Origin of the sequence: uncultured Methanobrevibacter sp. (assembly GCF_900316895.1) — an archaeon.
Lineage (GTDB): Archaea > Methanobacteriota > Methanobacteria > Methanobacteriales > Methanobacteriaceae > Methanocatella.
The window spans coordinates 1-17053 of sequence record NZ_ONER01000035.1 but is presented as its reverse complement, the minus strand read 5'-3'; the positions used below and the strand labels follow the sequence as shown (position 1 = coordinate 17053).

Below are 17053 nucleotides of genomic sequence, written 5' to 3'. Positions count from 1 at the left end.
CGTCAAAAAGGCCAAACCAAAAATAACCGCCAAAAAGAAAACATACAAATCAAAAAACAAAAAGAAAAAATTCACAATAACACTAAAAGACAACAAAGGAAAAGCAATCAAAAACGCAAAAGTAAGACTGATAGTCAAAAAGATAACAACCAAAAAAGCCAAAAAGAAAACAAAAACAACAAAGAAAAAGAAGAAAAACATAGTAAAAACAAACAAAAAAGGAAAAGCAACATTCAAAGTCAACAGAAACAAAAAAGGCAAATACCAAGCAATAATAAAATACAAAGGAAACAAATACTACACACCAATCACCAAAAAAGTAAAAATAACAATCAAGTAGGCGGACAAAAATTCCACCTACAACATTTTCTTTTTTTAAAAAAAACTTCTTTTAAAATAATGTCGCCTGAAATCATTAACCGTAAGATACCATTAAAAAAAAACAAAAGGGAGAATGAAAAGCATGAAAAGATCATGCTTTTATACTATATGGTGTTTGTCTCACCACCACAATTAGGTTAATTTTAGAGTTAAGTAATTTCAAACTCTACTTAATACTATAAACAACACCATATATAAAGCTTTTCGAATGTAAGCGCTTACTTACATCTTTAAACACTAAAAAAACAATATTCAATAAGTATTTAATTAAAATAAGCGAATTAAATTCAAACCAGAAAATTTGAAAACAAAAGGGAGAATGATAAAAGCATGAAAAGATCATGCTTTTATACTATATGGTGTTTGTCTCACCACCACAATTAGGTTAATCATTGAGTTAAGTAATTTCAAACTCTACTTAATACTATAAACAACACCATATATAAAGCTTTTCGAATGCAAGTGCTTACTTACATCTTTAAACACTAAAAAAACAATTATAAATCAGTATTTAATCAAAAAAATGAAATTAAATTTAAATCTCAAAAATTAAAGAAAAATAAAAGCAGATAAAGTTCCATCAAAACATCCCTCATCCATAATCAATCTCTCAAGCACATCCCTCCAAATTTCAATGCCTCAATTCAAATCAGATATTTTCCAATGATACTTTTTTAAATTTATTTTTTAACGATTTTAAGATGCAAGTAAGCACTTGCACTCGAAAATCTTTATATATATCCTTATTCATATAATTAGATGTGCAAAGTGAACATATTTCCTCCAAGCCTGCACCAAAATTCAAAGGTGATAACATGGATTTCATGAAAAAATTCTTAGTATTATTGGCAATATTTTGTGTAATAGGATCTGCAGCAGCAGTGAGTGCAGAAGACATTGGAAGCGACGACGGCGGTTATGCCGGAAGCAACTACGAAGACATGAACCAAGCATCAGAAATCCAATACAACCCTGATGACCATGGCATCAGCAATGATGCAGCAGTCGGAGATGACATCGGCTATGTTCAAGAGGCAAATCCTGATATCCAGACTCCAGAAACAAACGGCACCGGACATGCGGCAGGAGAACCTGACAACTCAACAGCTGACAATCAAACCGCTGCAGACGCAGCAGCACAGGACAGCACTCCCGTGTCAGAAAATCAGAACATGACCAATGCAACAGGAAACACAACCTCCCCTCAGGGCATGTTAGCCACAGGAAACCCGATTTTGGCATTGCTCGCTGTCGGAGCAGTTCTTGGATCCTCTGCAGTAATCAGAAGAAAATAATACTCACTACATTATCAGGTGCCGGTTTTGCCGGCACCACCATTTTCCTTGTTTTCAACAATTATATCGATTTGAAGAATCACCGATACGCTTATTTTAAACACTATATTTTAAATAAAACCTCAAATAAAACTATTAATATAAACAATTTTCAACAAATTGAAATTGAGGCATCACATTGGAAAGCAACGAATCTTCAAAAGGTTTCAAACAAACACTTGCAGAATCGAAAAGGCATTGGATTGTCTATCTTGTCCTGATTGTCATCCTTGGCCTTTCGACTGCCGGATGGAAAAACATCATCGAACCTGAATTCGAACTTATAACACTTATTTTAGTTAGTCTCATCGGCATATTCTGCATCGTCTACTACTTCATGCACGATTCGGAGACGGAATTTCATAAGGTCGCCTTTGTGACCATACTGTGTTTTGGAATAATCACCGCATTCATCGTGCCGATTTGTGATGTCAGCGATGAGACCGAGCATCTTGCAAGGGCTGAACTGACCTCAAGAGGGGTCCTCATCCCCCACTGGACTGGAGAGGATATGGGACTTGAAAGGGCCTACAATCTGACCGGACACAACCGGATAGCCCACTACAACCCAGGTGCCGGCTATTACTCCATAGAAGCTGTCAACTTTTTCACTGCATATCTGGGAAAAACGGTGGAGCACACGCCATATGATACAGAAAAGATAAATTATACAGAGGTTCTCATCATTTCCGCCTTTGAGCAGAACCCCTTCTACGGATACCTGCCTCAGGCCCTTGGAATGATTATTGCCAAGATGCTTGATTTGAATGTGATATGGCTCCTGTGGCTTGGAAGGATATTCAATCTCCTGTGCTATGCGGGACTGATAGCTCTTGCAATCAGAAAGACCCCAATTTTGAAGATGCCCCTTTTTGTCGTTGCATGCCTTCCGATTTCGATTTATCAGGCGGCATCGCTGAGCATAGATTCAATGATAATAGGGCTGGGGATACTGGCAGTCGGATATTTCATATACCTCTACACTGCCAAGGAGGATTCGCTTGAAACTTCCGAAATCATCAAGTTTTCTGCGCTGTGCCTAATTTTGGGCCTTTGCAAGCTGCCATATATGGCATTCATATTCCTGCTTCTGCTTGTTCCGACCGCCAACTTCCGCAAGGGCAAAGGAATCCTCAAATACATCCTGATATGCATTGCAGTCATTGGAATTGCGGGAATCCTATGGAGCAGATACTCCACACCGACACTATTGCATTCCTGGAGATCCAGTCTTCGCTTCATCGACTCAACAGCACAGATAAACTACATCACAGACAATCCTGCATTTTCGCTGAAGTTCCTCTCACAGCTTTTCACATATAACCTTTCACACATACTATATGGAACATTCAACTTCTTCGGAGCGGCCCAGAAGGTCCACTATTCCGACCACTACCATCTGATAGTGGCATCACTGCTGATCTTTGCAGGGGTGACCCTTATGGCATATCCGAAAAACATACGCTTCCGCCGAAAGACCAAGCTTGGAGCTCTTGCAATAACCCTCATGATATATATTGGAACCGGCATAATCCAACTTCTGACATGGGCAAGCGTGGGATTCATCAATCTTGGAATCACTACACGCTATTTCGTACCGCTGTTTGCCCTGTTCCCGGTCATGATTTCAATCAAAAGCAAAAGGCTTGAGAAAATCCGTGACAGCTTTGACGGCTATGCGATGGTGCTTGCAGTCGCATTCATGGCAGTCATGATACTTTCCTTTGCAACTAAATACTATTAGATTTTGGTGCTGGAAAAGGCAATTGCAAGTTGCGATTCAAAAAAATAAGTATTCAACATTTTATTTTTCTATTTGTGTATTCCATTTTAAATTTTAATTTGAAAATGAAAAGATATTGTAGAACTTAAAAAAAACAATTAATAAAAAACAAGGCTGAAATCAATGATTAATTTAAATTAGGCGATGATTAATCTAAATCAATCATATGATCGAACAGCCTATCCTGAAAATTATGCTGGATTGATGACATCACCAAATCCAATCTGAGGTCACTGATCTGAGGATGTGCGACACTGCCTGCACAAATAATGTCCACACTTGCATCATGTGGACCAGGCAATTGCCTATCCGATGGATGAGCCGAAGCGATGCAGGCCCCCATCACTATTACCAACAGTACAATGATCACAAGAGTTATTTGTTTCATGACTATACTATGAAAAACAGAGTATTTAAAGTTTTTCGAGTGCAAGTGCTTACTTGCATCTTTAAATTCAAAAATATTGGAGTTAAAAAAAGAAAATAAAAAAAGAATAGATTTGAAAAATCTATTTGGTGGTGTACCATACGGTAGCCTTGTAAGGGACATATCCCTTTATCAGCTTGGTGGAAATGTGTGCACTGTTGCCCTTTACGGTCTTTGTCTTTACCTTGCCGTTATTGTTTTTAAAGAAGAACTTGACCTTGACCAGCTTTGTATGGTGGGGCTCGATGTCACCATTGTTTCCGTTTCCGACATACCATGTTGTGACGCCTGTTCCCTTGCCGAACTGCATGTTGCCCTTGTATTCCACATATCCTGCTATGGCATCGCCGTTCTTAAGTATCTTTGCCTTTGGAGCCCAAAGAACTCCAGGCTTGAAATTATGAATCTTGATATTGGTTTTTGATGTCTTGGCGGCGCTTACGTCGTGGGCAGAAGCTGCACAGATGATGACTGCTGCCGCAAGAACGATTAATAGAATAATCAGATATCTCTTGTTGAATCTCATTTTATCACTAGATTATATTTTTGCATTACAACTATTTAAAAAAAGCGAAAAATGGTTAAATTTTCATGACAAAGAATATAAATAGTACGTAAATATATATCTTTAACTGTAACACTCTCCCGTGTTACACTAAAAAAATTTTTTAGTTTAAGTTCTAAAGGTTCCCTGAACCTTTAGGCTTAACCGTCAATCTTATTTTTAAAAAAAAGCCTACAGAATTATTTCGTATAATCTTGTTTCGTTGGTAACTCCAATTAGGATGCCCTTGTCATCATGAACATAGCCGAAGTAGTGGAGGTCATCTTCAGTATAATTCCATCCTTCATGTCCGTTTACTTTGGATTTTATGGCCCCGTCCTTATAGAGTTCGTTCAGGCTCATTCCCATCCAGTCGGAAATGACTGTAATTATAATTTCGCCGTTAAATTCATTTACATAAAAGCAGGTCTGTCCGTTTGATCCCAAATCATTGAAATCCTCATTGCCCTTGGACTCACCGAATCCTACAGGGATTGTGAAGTTAACTCCCTCAAATGTTATGTTTTTTGTCTCGTTGGAGTAGTCCACATTTTCAGCTGCGCTTGCCATTCCCAAAAACAGGAATGCCAGAATCATAAGCGAAATCACTTTGACCTTCATAGTAATTAATTGTCGCTAATCTAAGATAAACATTTCCCCGCAGACGAAAAAAGAATTGTTTAAATATGAAAAAGGCAATTGATAAACTGTCAATGGAAACCTAAAACTATTAAAATAATCAATGATAAAGTAAATTTAGTTAATGTATAATATATAATGCATAAAAGAGGTGACGGAAATGAATACTGATTCACTGAAATACGGAGTTTTCTCATTTATTATACCCGGACTGGGCCAATATCTAAACGATGACAGGCAATGGGCACTTGGACTGTTTGCAGGTGCGATACTACTTCACATATTCATATGGTTTTTCATGAATAACATCTTTGGAAGCGGACTTCAGACGCTATACCATCTCTATGCAGGCTTTGATGCATACAAAAAATATTGAAAAAAAGAAATTTAGGCAGATTACTCATCTGCCGGTTTGACTTTGGTTAATACTATTGCAAATGCCATTACCAATACAATAATTATCAAATCAACAATTATCTCGAAGGTCTTTGCAGTTGAGAAGAGCTGGATTATTCCAACAACCCACATCACCACCAGCACTAACGGAAGCAGGTATTTGATTATGAATTTCCAGGTCTTGCCCACATTGATGATTGACAATCCGTTGAGGGCAGGCATGAACTTGTCGACTCCGTAGAACCATGCGAATATGATACACTGGATTCCAATCAATATCAGTATACCGAATTCGTTTACAAATGAATCGATTATGCCCACAAGATAGCTGCTGATACCGGATGTGAGAATCAATGAAAATATACATCCTATAATGCTCAGCACTGTTGCGGTTTTCTTCCTTGACCATCCGAGCTTGACCGCAGTTGTGTTAAGCATAGGTTCCAGGAAACCGAGCGCTGATGTGATTCCAGCAAACAGTATTGCTAAAAAGAGCAAAGGAGCAATGATTCTTCCAATCGGACCCATGATATTGAATATCATTGGGAAAACGATGAATATCAGACCTGTTCCTTCGGTAATGAGCTGAACCATCGGTGTTCCGTTGGTGAATGACATGTATCCAAGAATTGAAAATACGCCGAAAGCGGTACAGATTTCAAACAGGGAGTTTGATGCAACGACAATCAGCACATTGTTGATGAGCTTGGAGTTTTCAGGCAGGTAGCTTGCATATGTAAGCGCAATGGCCTGTCCCATACTCAGGGAAAAGATAATCTGTGCAAATGCCGCAAGCCAGATGTTTACATCAGTAAGCTTTGACCAGTCAGGTGTCAGCAGGGTATTTATACCTATTCCTGCACCAGGAAGGGTCAATGCATAGACGATGATGAATCCCATAATGACGAACAATGACGGAATGAGGATTTTTGAAACCTTACCGATACCCTTGTCGACGTTCCTGTGTGCAATGAACCATAGAACAACCCACAAGAGAATAACACCGATTGTTGTAGGTATCAAAAGGAAACTTGCATTGCTTAGGTTGGAACTTCCTCCGACAGTGCTTACAAAGTAATTAGCAGCATCTGTTCCCCAGCTGAACGTGAAGCTTGATCCAAGATATACCAAATCCCAACTCAGGATAACCATATAATAGATTGTAACTATAAATACGAATAAAACCAAAATCCAAGCAATTACCTCGAACTTCGGATTGATCTTTTTCATAATATTCGAAAAGGATTCCTTAAATGTGAATCCCACACCATACTCTAATATTAAAAACGGAATTCCCATTATAGCTATTGCAATAAGATAAGGAATGAAAAATGAACCTCCACCATTTGAATAGAGCACATAACTGAACCGCCAGATATTTCCCAATCCGACAGCTGCCCCAATCATGGCAAAAATAAATGCAATAGATGAATCCCACTGATTTTGTTGTGACATGATAATATCTTTGTAAAAAATTATATAATAACTTTTACATAATAAATTGTAATGAACGTATTTGACAAATTTTTGATGGGCGAGACTGCAGGCATACAGTGGTGCTTTGAAAACAGGCATTTCATCAACAGGCTATCCGATAACGGATTGAGCAGAGAATATGTTGTCGACTGCATAATGATGGAAGAGCCAATCAGCTATGAGCATGTTGAGAAAGATATGTATGCGGTTGTCTATAAGGCCCCTGAAAATAAGGATTACAAGGAAATAAGAGTCATTATGGCATGCAGCGGAAATTCAATTGACCTTGTAACAGTCATGCGAAACAATGAAACCACAACCAATCGCCAGAACAGACAGTATCAGTCCGACAAGAAAAAGGCAATAGAGAAAAAAAGATTGAAGGCCTTGTCAAAAAGGAAATGGTAGATTAAAAAAAAGAAATTAGGATTTAAAGGAAATATTCCCTTAAACCTTTTTGAAGTTGAAGTTGCAGCTTATACCTATTCTGAACAGTATGATTCCTTTAGCCCCTCCTTCTTTGGCCATTTTAGCATCTTTCAGGAGAGTGCCGTGAGACAGTTTGGCAACATTGTTTTCCGAATGGTATGTCTGAAGGCCTGTCCAGATTTGCGCTCCGTTTGACTGGCCGACAAATGTCTTTGTAACCGATTTGATCCATGACCTTGGCTGTCCGTAGCTTCCCTTGTAAACCATCGGCAACAGGCAGTCACAGTATTTGCTTAATGTAGGAACGTCCTGGCCGTAATAGTAATGCATCATTTTCGGTTCAGGCATCAATGCAACAGAAACCATGCAGTTCGGCCTTGCCTTGTGGATTTTTATGCTTGCCTTCTTGACAAAGTAATTGATGGAATCAACCGCATGAGGGTGCTTATGGGCTGTTCCTCCATATCTCATGTAGTCAAAGTGAACGCCGTCAACTCCCTTGATTTTGGAATAGTATACAGCCTGTTTGACTTTCTTATTCATGAATCCGTATTTTAGCTTTCCATGGTCATCCACAAGTGAAACCCAATTTCCGCCGGAGTATGCAACCTGCATCCACAGGTGCACCTTGATTCCTTGTTTGTGAGCCTTTTTGATGAATGAAACGACATATGATTTTCCATAGCTTCCAATGGCTTCAACGTGAAGGAAAAGGTGTTTTGTTCCTTTTTTGGCCAGGCTTTTGAGGCTTATGCTTTTCATGTGAGCCGGCCACAGCCAGTATCCGTTACCCTTTGCCATCTTTGCCCTGACCTTGATTTTGGCAGAGCCGCCTGAGGCCAAATAAGGTGCAGTCTTGGCAAAGGAATATGTTACCTTACGGGTTCCCTTCTTGAGGTTCACAAAGATTTTGGCATTGCCGTACTTGTTTGTCTTTGCCTTGTAGGTTTTGCCGCTTACCTTGAATGTGACCCACTGGTTTTTGACTGCATTTCCGTTGGCGTCAACAAGCTTTACAAAGAAAAGGCATTTGGAGCCCTGACGGTATATGATGTTCTTGTCTCCCTGTTTCAGTTTGGTTTTTACAGGTGCCTTGACAGTGACTGTGCATGTTCCGGTCGCATTGGAAGTTGCGTTGTCTCCCGCATAATAGCATGTTGCGGTGTAGCTTCCAACCTTGAGGCCCACAGACAATGTGGCAACCCCATTGGCATCGGTATTCCTGTTATATGTTGCGCCGTTTACATTAATGGACACCGCCCTGTTGGCCAATGGATTATTGTCTGAAGTCAGCTTGAATGTCAATACGCTGTTGAATGATTCATAGCCGTTGACGTTTGAGGATGTTATGCTGGAAGCTGCCTTTTCATCCGGCACATCCTCATCCTGGGACAATACCTCGTCTGCACCATCATCACTTATATTCACTTCAGCTATATCCTGCGTCAAAGTCTCCGCACCGGCCTCATCGCCAACGACATCGGTTGCGTTATCTTCCGCAGACACTGCACCGAGAGATGCAATAGCCAATAAAACAATGAATAACAATAGAATTCTCTTCATTATATCTCCTTGAAATTAATTTGTTTGTATAAACCGTATCTGAACAGGATTACCCCGTTTGCGCCTCCATAAACGGCCGCACGCACATCACCCATCAGCTCTTTTGCCGGAATCTTTTTGAGGCTTGCGTCTGACCTGTATGTCTGAAGGCCTGTCCAGATTTTAGCCTTTTTGGACTGCTTTGCAAATGTCTGGGTCACCCACTTGATCCATTTGGTTCCTGCATGGTAGTTGCCCTTGTATACCATCGGAAGAATGGCGTCAAGGTACTTGCCCATTGTCTTAATGTCCTGGCCGTAATAGTACTTCATTCCAGAAGGTTCAGGCATGACTGCCGCAGAGACTATCAGCTTTTTATTGATACCATGGACCGCCTTTGTGGCTTTCTTGATGAATGTGTTGACTGCCTTAACCGCATTAGGATAATTGTGAGCATTTCCAGGGTATCTTACATAGTCGAAGTGAACTCCGGCAACGCCCTTGATTTTGGCATAGCTTTTGGCTTCCTTGACCTTTGAGTTGATGAGATCATAGTCTATCTTGCCGTTTTTTACCGGGTTCTGCCAGTTTCCTGCACCGTAGAATACCTGCATCCAGAGATGGACCTTCACGCCGTAGGATTTTGCGGTCTTAATCCATTCCTCAACGCCTGATTTTCCGTAGAGTTCAACAGCCTTGAAGTTTAAAAACACATGCTTGAATCCGTTTTCCTTAAGTGTCTCGAGATTCACTGAATTCATGTCCCTTCCGAACAGCCACATTCCGTTGTTTGTAGGAACCGCAGGTTTGACCTTTATCTTATAGGTTTTTGAAACCTTGTTGTATACCTTTGTCTTTGAAAATGAGACCTTGACCTTGTATTTGCCTGTCTTCAATTTGATTTTAAGGCTTGCAATACCATTTGCATTTGTCTTTTTAGTGTATTTTTTACCGTTCAGCTTGAATACGACCTTTTTGGATTTAAGAGGATTTCCCCTTGAGTCTTTAAGCTTGATTTTGAAGTAGTTTGTCTTCTTGTTCCTGTAGATTTCTGAGTTTGCCTTGACAATCTTTGTAGACATTCCCTTTTTGACGGTTATCTTGCTTGTGCCTGAAACCGGATTGATGTTCTGTTCGCCCTTATATGAATAGCTCAATGTGTAGCTTCCCTTAGGCTCATTGATATTTATGCTTGCCTGACCTTTGGAATTGGTCTTTTTGGAATAGGTCTTGCCGTTGAGCTTAAAGGTGACAACCCTGTTTGCAAGGGGAGTGTCTCCGGCAGTCAAGGTCACGGTATATGTGTTTGTGACGCCCACATATGCGGTATAGGCGGATGCCTTTATCTTGGAGACGGATGTTGGAATCACCTGAATCTTTGTTGAATTTTCACAGCTGGCATATCCCTCGCCGCTGAATGAGTATTTGACTGTGTATTCACCTGGGTTGGAATTGATTTTCAGTTTTGCAACGCCGTTTTCATCGGTTGTGGCATTTGAAACCACCTTGTTGAAAGTGAAAGCGACTGATTTGTTGGCAATTGGGGATGAACTGTTGTCTGTGAGCCTGACTGAGAATTCCTTTCCCTTGACAATGTTCTTGTCATCGCTTTTAATGGTGGTCTGAACCTGTGGTGAATCTTCAATTGTCGGTGATTGGCTGGCTTCATTCACTTGCTCCTCATCAGCAGAATCCACTGTTAAAACATCCTGAGCTTCTGTCTGTTGAGCAAAATCAACATCGGTTTGGTTAACTGCACTGGCCGCACCCATCACAAAAAACAGTGCCAGCACAATTGACAAAATCAATGCCTTATTTTTTATCGAAATTTTTTCACCTTCCATTTAACTGTTTGTTTAAATTTTTTATTGAAAATCATATATAAATCTTTTTAATAAGAAATTCCAATTAAAATAGCTTAAATTACTAAAAAAAGCTTAAAAATATATGGAAATAGCTATAAAAATAACAATTATGATAAAATGAGCTATGATAAGCTTAAATATCCTAGATTGAAAAGTGATTTTTTAAGAGTTTAAGTATTTATTTAAAGATTGCTTCCGGGCCGGTAGATCCGTATTGATAAGGTTGGAAGTGTTAATGACTCAAATCATAAATATAGAATTGGAAATATTAAAAAAGAAAAATTTTAAAAGGTCCAGGGAGAAAATCATGGAAATTCCCCCCGAATCCGAATATACATTATTAAAAGATTTATGCATCCTCAGCGATTCCTTCATCGTCTGAGAACAGTTGATTCAGCATCCACTCGGAATCATATTCCATGATGTCGTCATACCCCTGACCGACACCCAGGAACATTATAGGCTTTTTAATCACATAACCGATTGAAAGTGATGCGCCGCCTTTGCTGTCAGCATCGGCTTTGGTAAGAATTACGCCGTCAATGTCTATTGCTTCGTTGAACTTTCTGGCCTGTTCGGTTGCGTCATTACCGGTTATGGCATCACCGACGAATATGACAAGGTCCGGATTGGATACCCTTTTGATTTTCTTCATTTCATCCATGAGGTTGGTATTGGTCTGCATTCTGCCTGCAGTATCAATCAGTACAAGGTCCTTGCCCTGTGCACGGGCGTGCTCCACCGCATCGAATGCAACGGCGGCAGGATCTGAACCTTTCTGGTGCTTGATGATTTTAACGCCGACATTGTCTGCATGATGTGTAACCTGCTCGATTGCACCGGCTCTGAAAGTGTCAGATGCGGCAATTACCGGAGTGTAACCTTTCTTGAGGTAGTAGTTGGCCAGCTTTCCTATTGTAGTGGTCTTTCCGGTTCCGTTGATTCCGACAAACATCACCACAAGAGGCTCTCCCTGAGCTTTCTTTTCCTCAAGCATTTCAGTCATGGATTTGCCCGGGATGTTGATGATATCATAAACCGCATCCTTCAGGGCAAAGTAAGTGTATTCTGTAATGTCATTGCTTCTTTTGATTTTTTTGCCGACAAGATTGTCCTTTACGCTTTCAACGACATCTGTTGCAACCTCCATTGCAACATCTCCCTGCAGCAATTCCATTTCAAGTTCAAACAGTATGTCCTCCACATGCTTTTCCTGAATGGTCTTTTCGCGTACGAATGAAAATATTCCCCCTGAAGCTTCCCCATCGGCTGAAACATCTTCCTTATCCTTATTCCTGTTCCAGAAGTGGGATTTTTTCTCCTCTTCAGGAGCTTCCTCTTCCTCATCATCCTGAGAATCTTCTTCTTCATCCTTATCCTTATTCCTGCTCCAGAAATGGGATTTCTTCTCTTCTTTTACTTCTTCAACTTCCTCAGGAGCTTCCTCTTCCTCATCTTCGAAAGCCTCTTCTTCTTCATCATCATCCTTGTTTCTGCTCCAGAAGTGAGATTTCTTCTCCTCTTCAGCCTCTTCGGTTTTCTCTTCAGCTATTGGAGCTTCTTCAACTGTTTCTTCCGCCTGTGGAAGTAAATTATCATCATCCTCTTCGCTCTCTTCCTTCTTTTTCCTTCCAAATGAGAAAAATGAAAATCTGGAACCTGACTCCTCCTTGAGGTTGTCTTCTGCTTCTGCCTCTTCAATGAGTTCCTCTTCCAGTTTCTCGCTTGTTCGAGAGAATTTCTTTTTTAGTGATTCAAACAAAAATAACCCAACCTGTTTATATTATTAGTATTAGTTATGTAACTCATAGTATTTAAAAAAAATGAAAAAGCGACATTTAACTGTCAGTCAGATTAAATGTCAGTTTTCCAGTTCCGTTATTTGTAATCTGCATCTCATTGCATTGCGGATGCAGCTCGCCCAGAAGGCTTTTTCCCTCAGCAGGGTCCATATGCTGCGGCAGGTATCCTGAAATGTAAATAGGATAAACTGTGCATGTGCACTTATCGCCGACCATGTCCATCTCTACGAAGTAGGCCACATGGGTCTCCTCATTTGACTGGTCGAATATGAAATTTCCAAGACTGTAGAAAATAGGCTTTCCGTTGTACATCTCGGCTCCCTGAGGCACATGAGGGTGTGATCCAACCACGACATCGGCACCGTAGTCTATCAGCTCATGGGCAATCCTCTTCTGGTCATCATTGGCATAATTGAGATACTCGTTTCCATAGTGCATGAACACTATTATCAAATCAGAATCGTTATGCTCGCCAATCTGCTTTTGAGCATTTTCAGAGGAATATGCGGAATATCCCGGATTTGAACCGTTTGCAATCGGCATCACATCCTGTGAATATTCGGCGAAGTTTTCGGAATCCATATAGTTGAGGATTGTAATCTTCCTTCCGTTGATTTCCTCAACAACCGCCGCATGAGCCTCATCTTCGGAGTTTCCGGCACCGATAGGAGTGATGCCGGCAGCCTTGAGGTTATCGATTGTGTCCCTCATGCCGTCGATTCCATAATCAAATGCATGGTTGTTTGCAAGGGCCGCAACGGTCAGGTTGTTTGCCTTGGCAAGCGGAACAAAATCCGGAGAGCACTTGAGCGGAACATCTCCCTTGACCGCATTTTCCGATGTGGTTGCGGCATTTTCAAAGTTAATCAAAAGCAGGTCCACATTTGAGATGACATCGCTCACGCCTGCAAACGGTGAGGAATCGGTACTCAAAACGCCTTCCATGTTACGTGCAAACATCACATCACCGGTAACGGCAATGGAAACGTTTTCCTTTGCACCCATATGCAGAACTGAGCTTGACGGATTGAATATTGTCGCCCAGACTGCAACTATGACCAATAATACCATTATAATTAATAAGATATCTCTAAGTTTCATTGAAAATAGTTATATCTTTTATAGTAAATAATTATATTGAAAAAATGCCTATGTTCAACCGTTGACGTTTGCAATTTCAAGAACCCTTTCAAGGGGAACTTCAAAGTTTTTTGAAATTTCCTCAGGGCTTTGGGTTTCAAGAAGCTTCAGGATGAATTTTTCCTCTGTTTCTGCACATCCATTGGCATGGCCATCCTCAAGACCTTTCTCAAGACCTGTTTCTTCGGCCCTTTCGAGTTCACCTGCTATTCCCGCAATTCTAATCTGTTCTTCAAATGGTTTTATTTCTATCTTTGACATTTTTATCACTCTTTTGAATTCTTCAATAATATCTTTGCTTTTTAGGTATTTCTTAGCCCAAAGTATAAGATTTTTTCTGATTGCATCCAACATCCATCTTGGTGCCACGGCTTTAGCCCATATGTCCACTGTCAACTCTCGAAGCAATTCTTCACGGCCGATATCGATGTTGGTTTTAACAAGCCAGATTAAATCCAAGCCGTCAGATTGGGTCAATTCCTCTTTATGTTTAACTTTGTATCTAAGATTATTAAGCATTACTATTCCTCGCATTTCACAGGTATTGACAAATGCAGGATTATAGAACATCGTATCGTTAACATGTTCAACTTTCTTTAAAGGAATCAATCCAGTATTGAATATGAATGGCTCTACAATTTGTTTTGAAGCTTCAAATATGGTTGTAATGTAATTATAATCTCGTCTCATCAAATCGGAGTTCAATACTGAATGATGTTCTATATTCACAAGATTCCCATTCTTTCGCTGGCGAACGGAATCCATATTTAGATTTCTAAAAGCAGGATTCATATGTTTAACGGGAAAATGGCCAACAATATCATCATAGCCTGTTATATATGCCGGAAATTCGTCGAAATCATTCATGCAATTGTTGAAAATCGTGTCTTCAGCATCAAACTTATCAACCAATCCATTATCAATAACTTCTCTATCATCCATAATTCTACCATCCTAAAATTCTTACACAATTATATTAAATTTTAAAGTATTTAAATCTTTTTTAAACAAAATAAGAAGAATATTGTTTTTAATTTATAATTTTACAAGATTTAAACAATATTTAGATATGGATATAAAAAAGTGATGTGAAACGAATAATTGTTGATTTAGTGGCCCTAAAAAAAATAAGAAGATGAGGATAGAAAATCCTCATATAAAGTGTATTGTAAATGTTGACGGCATGTATTTCTTGTTACCGGCAAACTTCATGACCACAGTGCTTCCTGAAGGAAGTCGAATCATCTCTCCGGAATAACCGGTTGTTTTTCCTCCAAGAGAACCGTAGATGGTAATCTTTTTGTGGTCCAGTTCATTGCCGTGCATGTCTTTAACATATGCCATGACACTTCTTGATCCTGCAATTCCATAGAAATAGGAGGTAAACATGTAGTGATATCCTACACGGGTCGGCATCCTTTTGGTAACCTCAATTGTGTTCTTTGCGGAAGCTTTCTTGAAGTTCTTGTTTCCTTTGAATGTAATTTTGACCTTATGTTTTCCGACCTTTATTCCTTTGGTTTTAAGGATTGCAAAACCGTCCTTTTTGGTTTTTAAAGTGTAAGTCTTAGCCTTTTTACCTGTGTATACTTTCACTTTAAGTTTTATTCCCTTAAGGTATCCGCCGGCATTCTTGTTGTAGACACCAATGTAGTATTTGCCCTTTTTGACATCCTTGTAGTACCATATACCGTCATAGGTGTCCAATCCTACTGAAGCCTTTTTGACTGTGATTCTGGATTTTTTGGCCTTTGCAGATACGGCTTTTGAATCGATGCTTACTTTAACCTTATGCTTTCCGACTTTGAGTTTGGAAGGAGCGTAGTATGCATTACCACTGCCGTCGGTTGTCACATGGACTTTTTTAGCCTTTTTGCCTGTGTACACCTTCAAGAGAAGCTTTACACCGGAAATTCCCTTTTTGGTTTTGGAATTGATGACACTTACCTTGAATTTCTTGCATGTGCCGAATTTGGTGGTCAATTTCTTTGGCTGGATTGTTGCAGGAGCCTTATCGATTCTGACGTTGCCCATTGAAGCCTTAGCGGCTGAATAGGATGAACACCGTTGGATCCTGTATATACAGTGGCTGATTTGCCGTTTGAAAACTTGAATGTTACAGGAATGTCTGATAATGGGGCATTGTTGTTGTTTGTATCAACGACTTTAGCAGATACTGTTTTGCCTCCAAAGTAGCTTCCTGATTGTGACAATGTGATTTTACCTTTAATTAATCTGTAGACATCGGTTCCATATACATTATTAGGGGTGTTCCATGTAAATGAGCAGTCAAATGCTTCACCGTAATACATTCCACCACCATCTTCATCAGCACTGTTAAGGTAGAATGAGGAATCGTATGCAACACCTCGACACATTGCGCCTCCCCAGTATCCTGCTTTATTATCCCAGAAGTAACTGTTTCTGACAACGGTATTAGCATCGCTAGAGGTGTATATTGCACCGCCATCATCATCAGCATTGTTGAATCTGAAATCACAGTTAATGACTTGCAATCCACTCTCATATTCACTATTGCAGATTGCGCCTCCGTCGTCACTTGCATTGTTATTATTGAAGTTGGAGTTTGAAACTATATTATAGTCTGCACATGAATATACTGCACCACCGTACTCGGCAGTGTTGTTTTCAAATTCACAGTGATCAACTGTGCATCCGTCTTTCAGGTATATCGCACCACCCCTATCGGATGCGGTGTTGTTTGCTTGTAAATCACACAGTTATCATTAGCGTCACAGCATACTGCTCCGCCATCATCATATCCCGCATCGCCATCTCTCATGACAAGGTTTTTAAGAACCACACCAGAGGATTTGATATAAAATATTCTTGAAATCCCGTCAGCGGTCAGATAAGCGTAACCATCTTCCGGCCCCTCAATGGTTATGGGCTTGTCAATGACTATTTGATTCCCGCTACCTTTAAAGTGTCCGGTGAGGGATATCGTACCTCCATCATCTGCATCATCGATTGCGTCCTGTATTTCACTGAATGGATGATAATCAATTTCACCCGAATCAGTCAAAATATCTTCAGCAGTTTGAACTTCATCGATTGACAGTTCTTCTTGTATTTCATCTGTTGCCAATGTTGCATTGTCCGGATTTTCTGCTGAAATCTGACTTACAGCACACAAAAAGACAAGCAATATCATCAGCGTTAAAATAACATGCTTTTTATTAAAAATAATAATTCCTCCAATATATCAATAATATTATATTTGTTTACTATTATATATAAGATGCATAAAGTAAAATATTTATAGAAGAATGTC

17 protein-coding genes and 1 pseudogene are annotated in these 17053 nt (G+C 39.8%); 5 read left to right on the top strand and 13 right to left on the bottom strand.

The annotated features are described in order from the left end of the window. The 3 genes from QZN27_RS05305 to QZN27_RS05295 all read left to right on the top strand — a co-directional run. The coding region (locus tag QZN27_RS05305; RefSeq protein ID WP_296784623.1) for a hypothetical protein at positions 1-522 on the top strand (522 nt) is incomplete at its 5' end. A gap of 674 nt (positions 523-1196) precedes the next feature. Continuing rightward, positions 1197-1676, top strand: coding sequence for a hypothetical protein (locus tag QZN27_RS05300; protein WP_296784621.1), 480 nt, complete (start codon positions 1197-1199; stop codon positions 1674-1676). 415 nt (positions 1677-2091) lie between these two features. Continuing rightward, positions 2092-3459 carry a DUF2142 domain-containing protein gene (locus QZN27_RS05295; RefSeq protein WP_296784618.1) on the top strand — a complete coding sequence of 456 codons (1368 nt, stop codon included), beginning with the start codon at positions 2092-2094 and terminating at the stop codon, positions 3457-3459. A 187-nt stretch (positions 3460-3646) separates the two neighbouring features. Here the strand turns inward: QZN27_RS05295 and QZN27_RS05290 are convergent, their stop codons facing one another. The 3 genes from QZN27_RS05290 to QZN27_RS05280 form a co-directional block, all read right to left on the bottom strand. Further along, entirely contained in the window at positions 3647-3886 is a 240-nt protein-coding gene (locus QZN27_RS05290) for a hypothetical protein (RefSeq protein WP_296784616.1), read from the bottom strand. A 121-nt stretch (positions 3887-4007) separates the two neighbouring features. Continuing rightward, positions 4008-4451 carry a hypothetical protein gene (locus QZN27_RS05285; RefSeq protein WP_296784614.1) on the bottom strand — a complete coding sequence of 148 codons (444 nt, stop codon included), beginning with the start codon at positions 4449-4451 and terminating at the stop codon, positions 4008-4010. Positions 4452-4661: 210 nt separating this feature from the next. Beyond that, positions 4662-5090: a hypothetical protein gene (locus tag QZN27_RS05280; RefSeq protein WP_296784612.1), complete on the bottom strand. Its 429-nt coding sequence runs from the start codon at positions 5088-5090 to the stop codon at positions 4662-4664. A 178-nt stretch (positions 5091-5268) separates the two neighbouring features. Between QZN27_RS05280 and QZN27_RS05275 the strand changes: the two genes are divergently transcribed. After that, on the top strand, positions 5269-5484 hold the full coding sequence (locus tag QZN27_RS05275; protein WP_296784610.1) for a hypothetical protein: 216 nt from the start codon (positions 5269-5271) through the stop codon (positions 5482-5484). Between the two features lie 20 nt (positions 5485-5504). Here the strand turns inward: QZN27_RS05275 and QZN27_RS05270 are convergent, their stop codons facing one another. After that, positions 5505-6959, bottom strand: a complete 1455-nt coding sequence (locus QZN27_RS05270) for a sodium-dependent transporter (protein ID WP_296784607.1) — start codon at positions 6957-6959, stop codon at positions 5505-5507. A gap of 51 nt (positions 6960-7010) precedes the next feature. On the opposite strand from QZN27_RS05270, the gene QZN27_RS05265 reads away from it, so the two are divergent. Then, a complete protein-coding gene (locus QZN27_RS05265; protein ID WP_296784604.1) occupies positions 7011-7388 on the top strand; it encodes a hypothetical protein in 378 nt (125 codons plus the stop codon). Positions 7389-7427: 39 nt separating this feature from the next. On the opposite strand, the gene QZN27_RS05260 is transcribed toward QZN27_RS05265, so the two are convergent. From QZN27_RS05260 to QZN27_RS05225, 9 genes and pseudogenes are all read right to left on the bottom strand, one after another. After that, complete coding sequence (locus tag QZN27_RS05260; protein ID WP_296784602.1) at positions 7428-8972, bottom strand: hypothetical protein; 1545 nt, start codon at positions 8970-8972, stop codon at positions 7428-7430. Next, entirely contained in the window at positions 8972-10795 is a 1824-nt protein-coding gene (locus QZN27_RS05255; protein ID WP_296784600.1) for a putative glycoside hydrolase, read from the bottom strand. Before QZN27_RS05255 ends, QZN27_RS05260 begins: the two co-directional genes overlap by 1 nt. A 370-nt stretch (positions 10796-11165) precedes the next feature. Further along, positions 11166-12578 (bottom strand): signal recognition particle-docking protein FtsY, encoded by a 1413-nt coding sequence (ftsY, locus tag QZN27_RS05250; RefSeq protein ID WP_296784598.1) that lies wholly within the window; start codon positions 12576-12578, stop codon positions 11166-11168. A gap of 76 nt (positions 12579-12654) precedes the next feature. Continuing rightward, on the bottom strand, positions 12655-13719 hold the full coding sequence (locus tag QZN27_RS05245) for a CapA family protein (RefSeq protein WP_296784597.1): 1065 nt from the start codon (positions 13717-13719) through the stop codon (positions 12655-12657). 54 nt (positions 13720-13773) lie between these two features. Continuing rightward, positions 13774-14700, bottom strand: coding sequence for a hypothetical protein (locus tag QZN27_RS05240; protein WP_296784595.1), 927 nt, complete (start codon positions 14698-14700; stop codon positions 13774-13776). Between the two features lie 210 nt (positions 14701-14910). Then, positions 14911-15792, bottom strand: a complete 882-nt coding sequence (locus QZN27_RS05235) for a hypothetical protein (RefSeq protein ID WP_296784592.1) — start codon at positions 15790-15792, stop codon at positions 14911-14913. Then, entirely contained in the window at positions 15738-16274 is a 537-nt protein-coding gene (locus tag QZN27_RS05230) for an Ig-like domain-containing protein (protein WP_296784589.1), read from the bottom strand. The genes QZN27_RS05235 and QZN27_RS05230 overlap by 55 nt, the downstream gene beginning before the upstream one ends. 96 nt (positions 16275-16370) lie before the next feature. Beyond that, positions 16371-16445: pseudogene (locus QZN27_RS09935) on the bottom strand (hypothetical protein); the annotation flags it as partial. Next, complete coding sequence (locus QZN27_RS05225) at positions 16442-16933, bottom strand: hypothetical protein (protein ID WP_296784586.1); 492 nt, start codon at positions 16931-16933, stop codon at positions 16442-16444. The gene QZN27_RS05225 and the pseudogene QZN27_RS09935, both read right to left, overlap by 4 nt. Between the last annotated feature and the right edge of the window lie 120 nt (positions 16934-17053).

Bases quoted from the DNA above. Each gene is read 5' to 3' on its own strand.
- QZN27_RS05225 (WP_296784586.1), bottom strand. From the start codon at position 16,933: ATGATATTGCTTGTCTTTTTGTGTGCTGTAAGTCAGATTTCAGCAGAA.
- QZN27_RS05240 (WP_296784595.1), bottom strand. From the start codon at position 14,700: ATGGATGATAGAGAAGTTATTGATAATGGATTGGTTGATAAGTTTGAT.
- QZN27_RS05275 (WP_296784610.1), top strand. From the start codon at position 5,269: ATGAATACTGATTCACTGAAATACGGAGTTTTCTCATTTATTATACCC.
- QZN27_RS05265 (WP_296784604.1), top strand. From the start codon at position 7,011: ATGAACGTATTTGACAAATTTTTGATGGGCGAGACTGCAGGCATACAG.
- QZN27_RS05280 (WP_296784612.1), bottom strand. From the start codon at position 5,090: ATGAAGGTCAAAGTGATTTCGCTTATGATTCTGGCATTCCTGTTTTTG.
- QZN27_RS05260 (WP_296784602.1), bottom strand. From the start codon at position 8,972: ATGAAGAGAATTCTATTGTTATTCATTGTTTTATTGGCTATTGCATCT.
- QZN27_RS05245 (WP_296784597.1), bottom strand. From the start codon at position 13,719: ATGAAACTTAGAGATATCTTATTAATTATAATGGTATTATTGGTCATA.
- QZN27_RS05285 (WP_296784614.1), bottom strand. From the start codon at position 4,451: ATGAGATTCAACAAGAGATATCTGATTATTCTATTAATCGTTCTTGCG.
- QZN27_RS05255 (WP_296784600.1), bottom strand. From the start codon at position 10,795: ATGGAAGGTGAAAAAATTTCGATAAAAAATAAGGCATTGATTTTGTCA.
- QZN27_RS05270 (WP_296784607.1), bottom strand. From the start codon at position 6,959: ATGTCACAACAAAATCAGTGGGATTCATCTATTGCATTTATTTTTGCC.
- QZN27_RS05235 (WP_296784592.1), bottom strand. From the start codon at position 15,792: ATGGGCAACGTCAGAATCGATAAGGCTCCTGCAACAATCCAGCCAAAG.
- QZN27_RS05290 (WP_296784616.1), bottom strand. From the start codon at position 3,886: ATGAAACAAATAACTCTTGTGATCATTGTACTGTTGGTAATAGTGATG.
- QZN27_RS05300 (WP_296784621.1), top strand. From the start codon at position 1,197: ATGGATTTCATGAAAAAATTCTTAGTATTATTGGCAATATTTTGTGTA.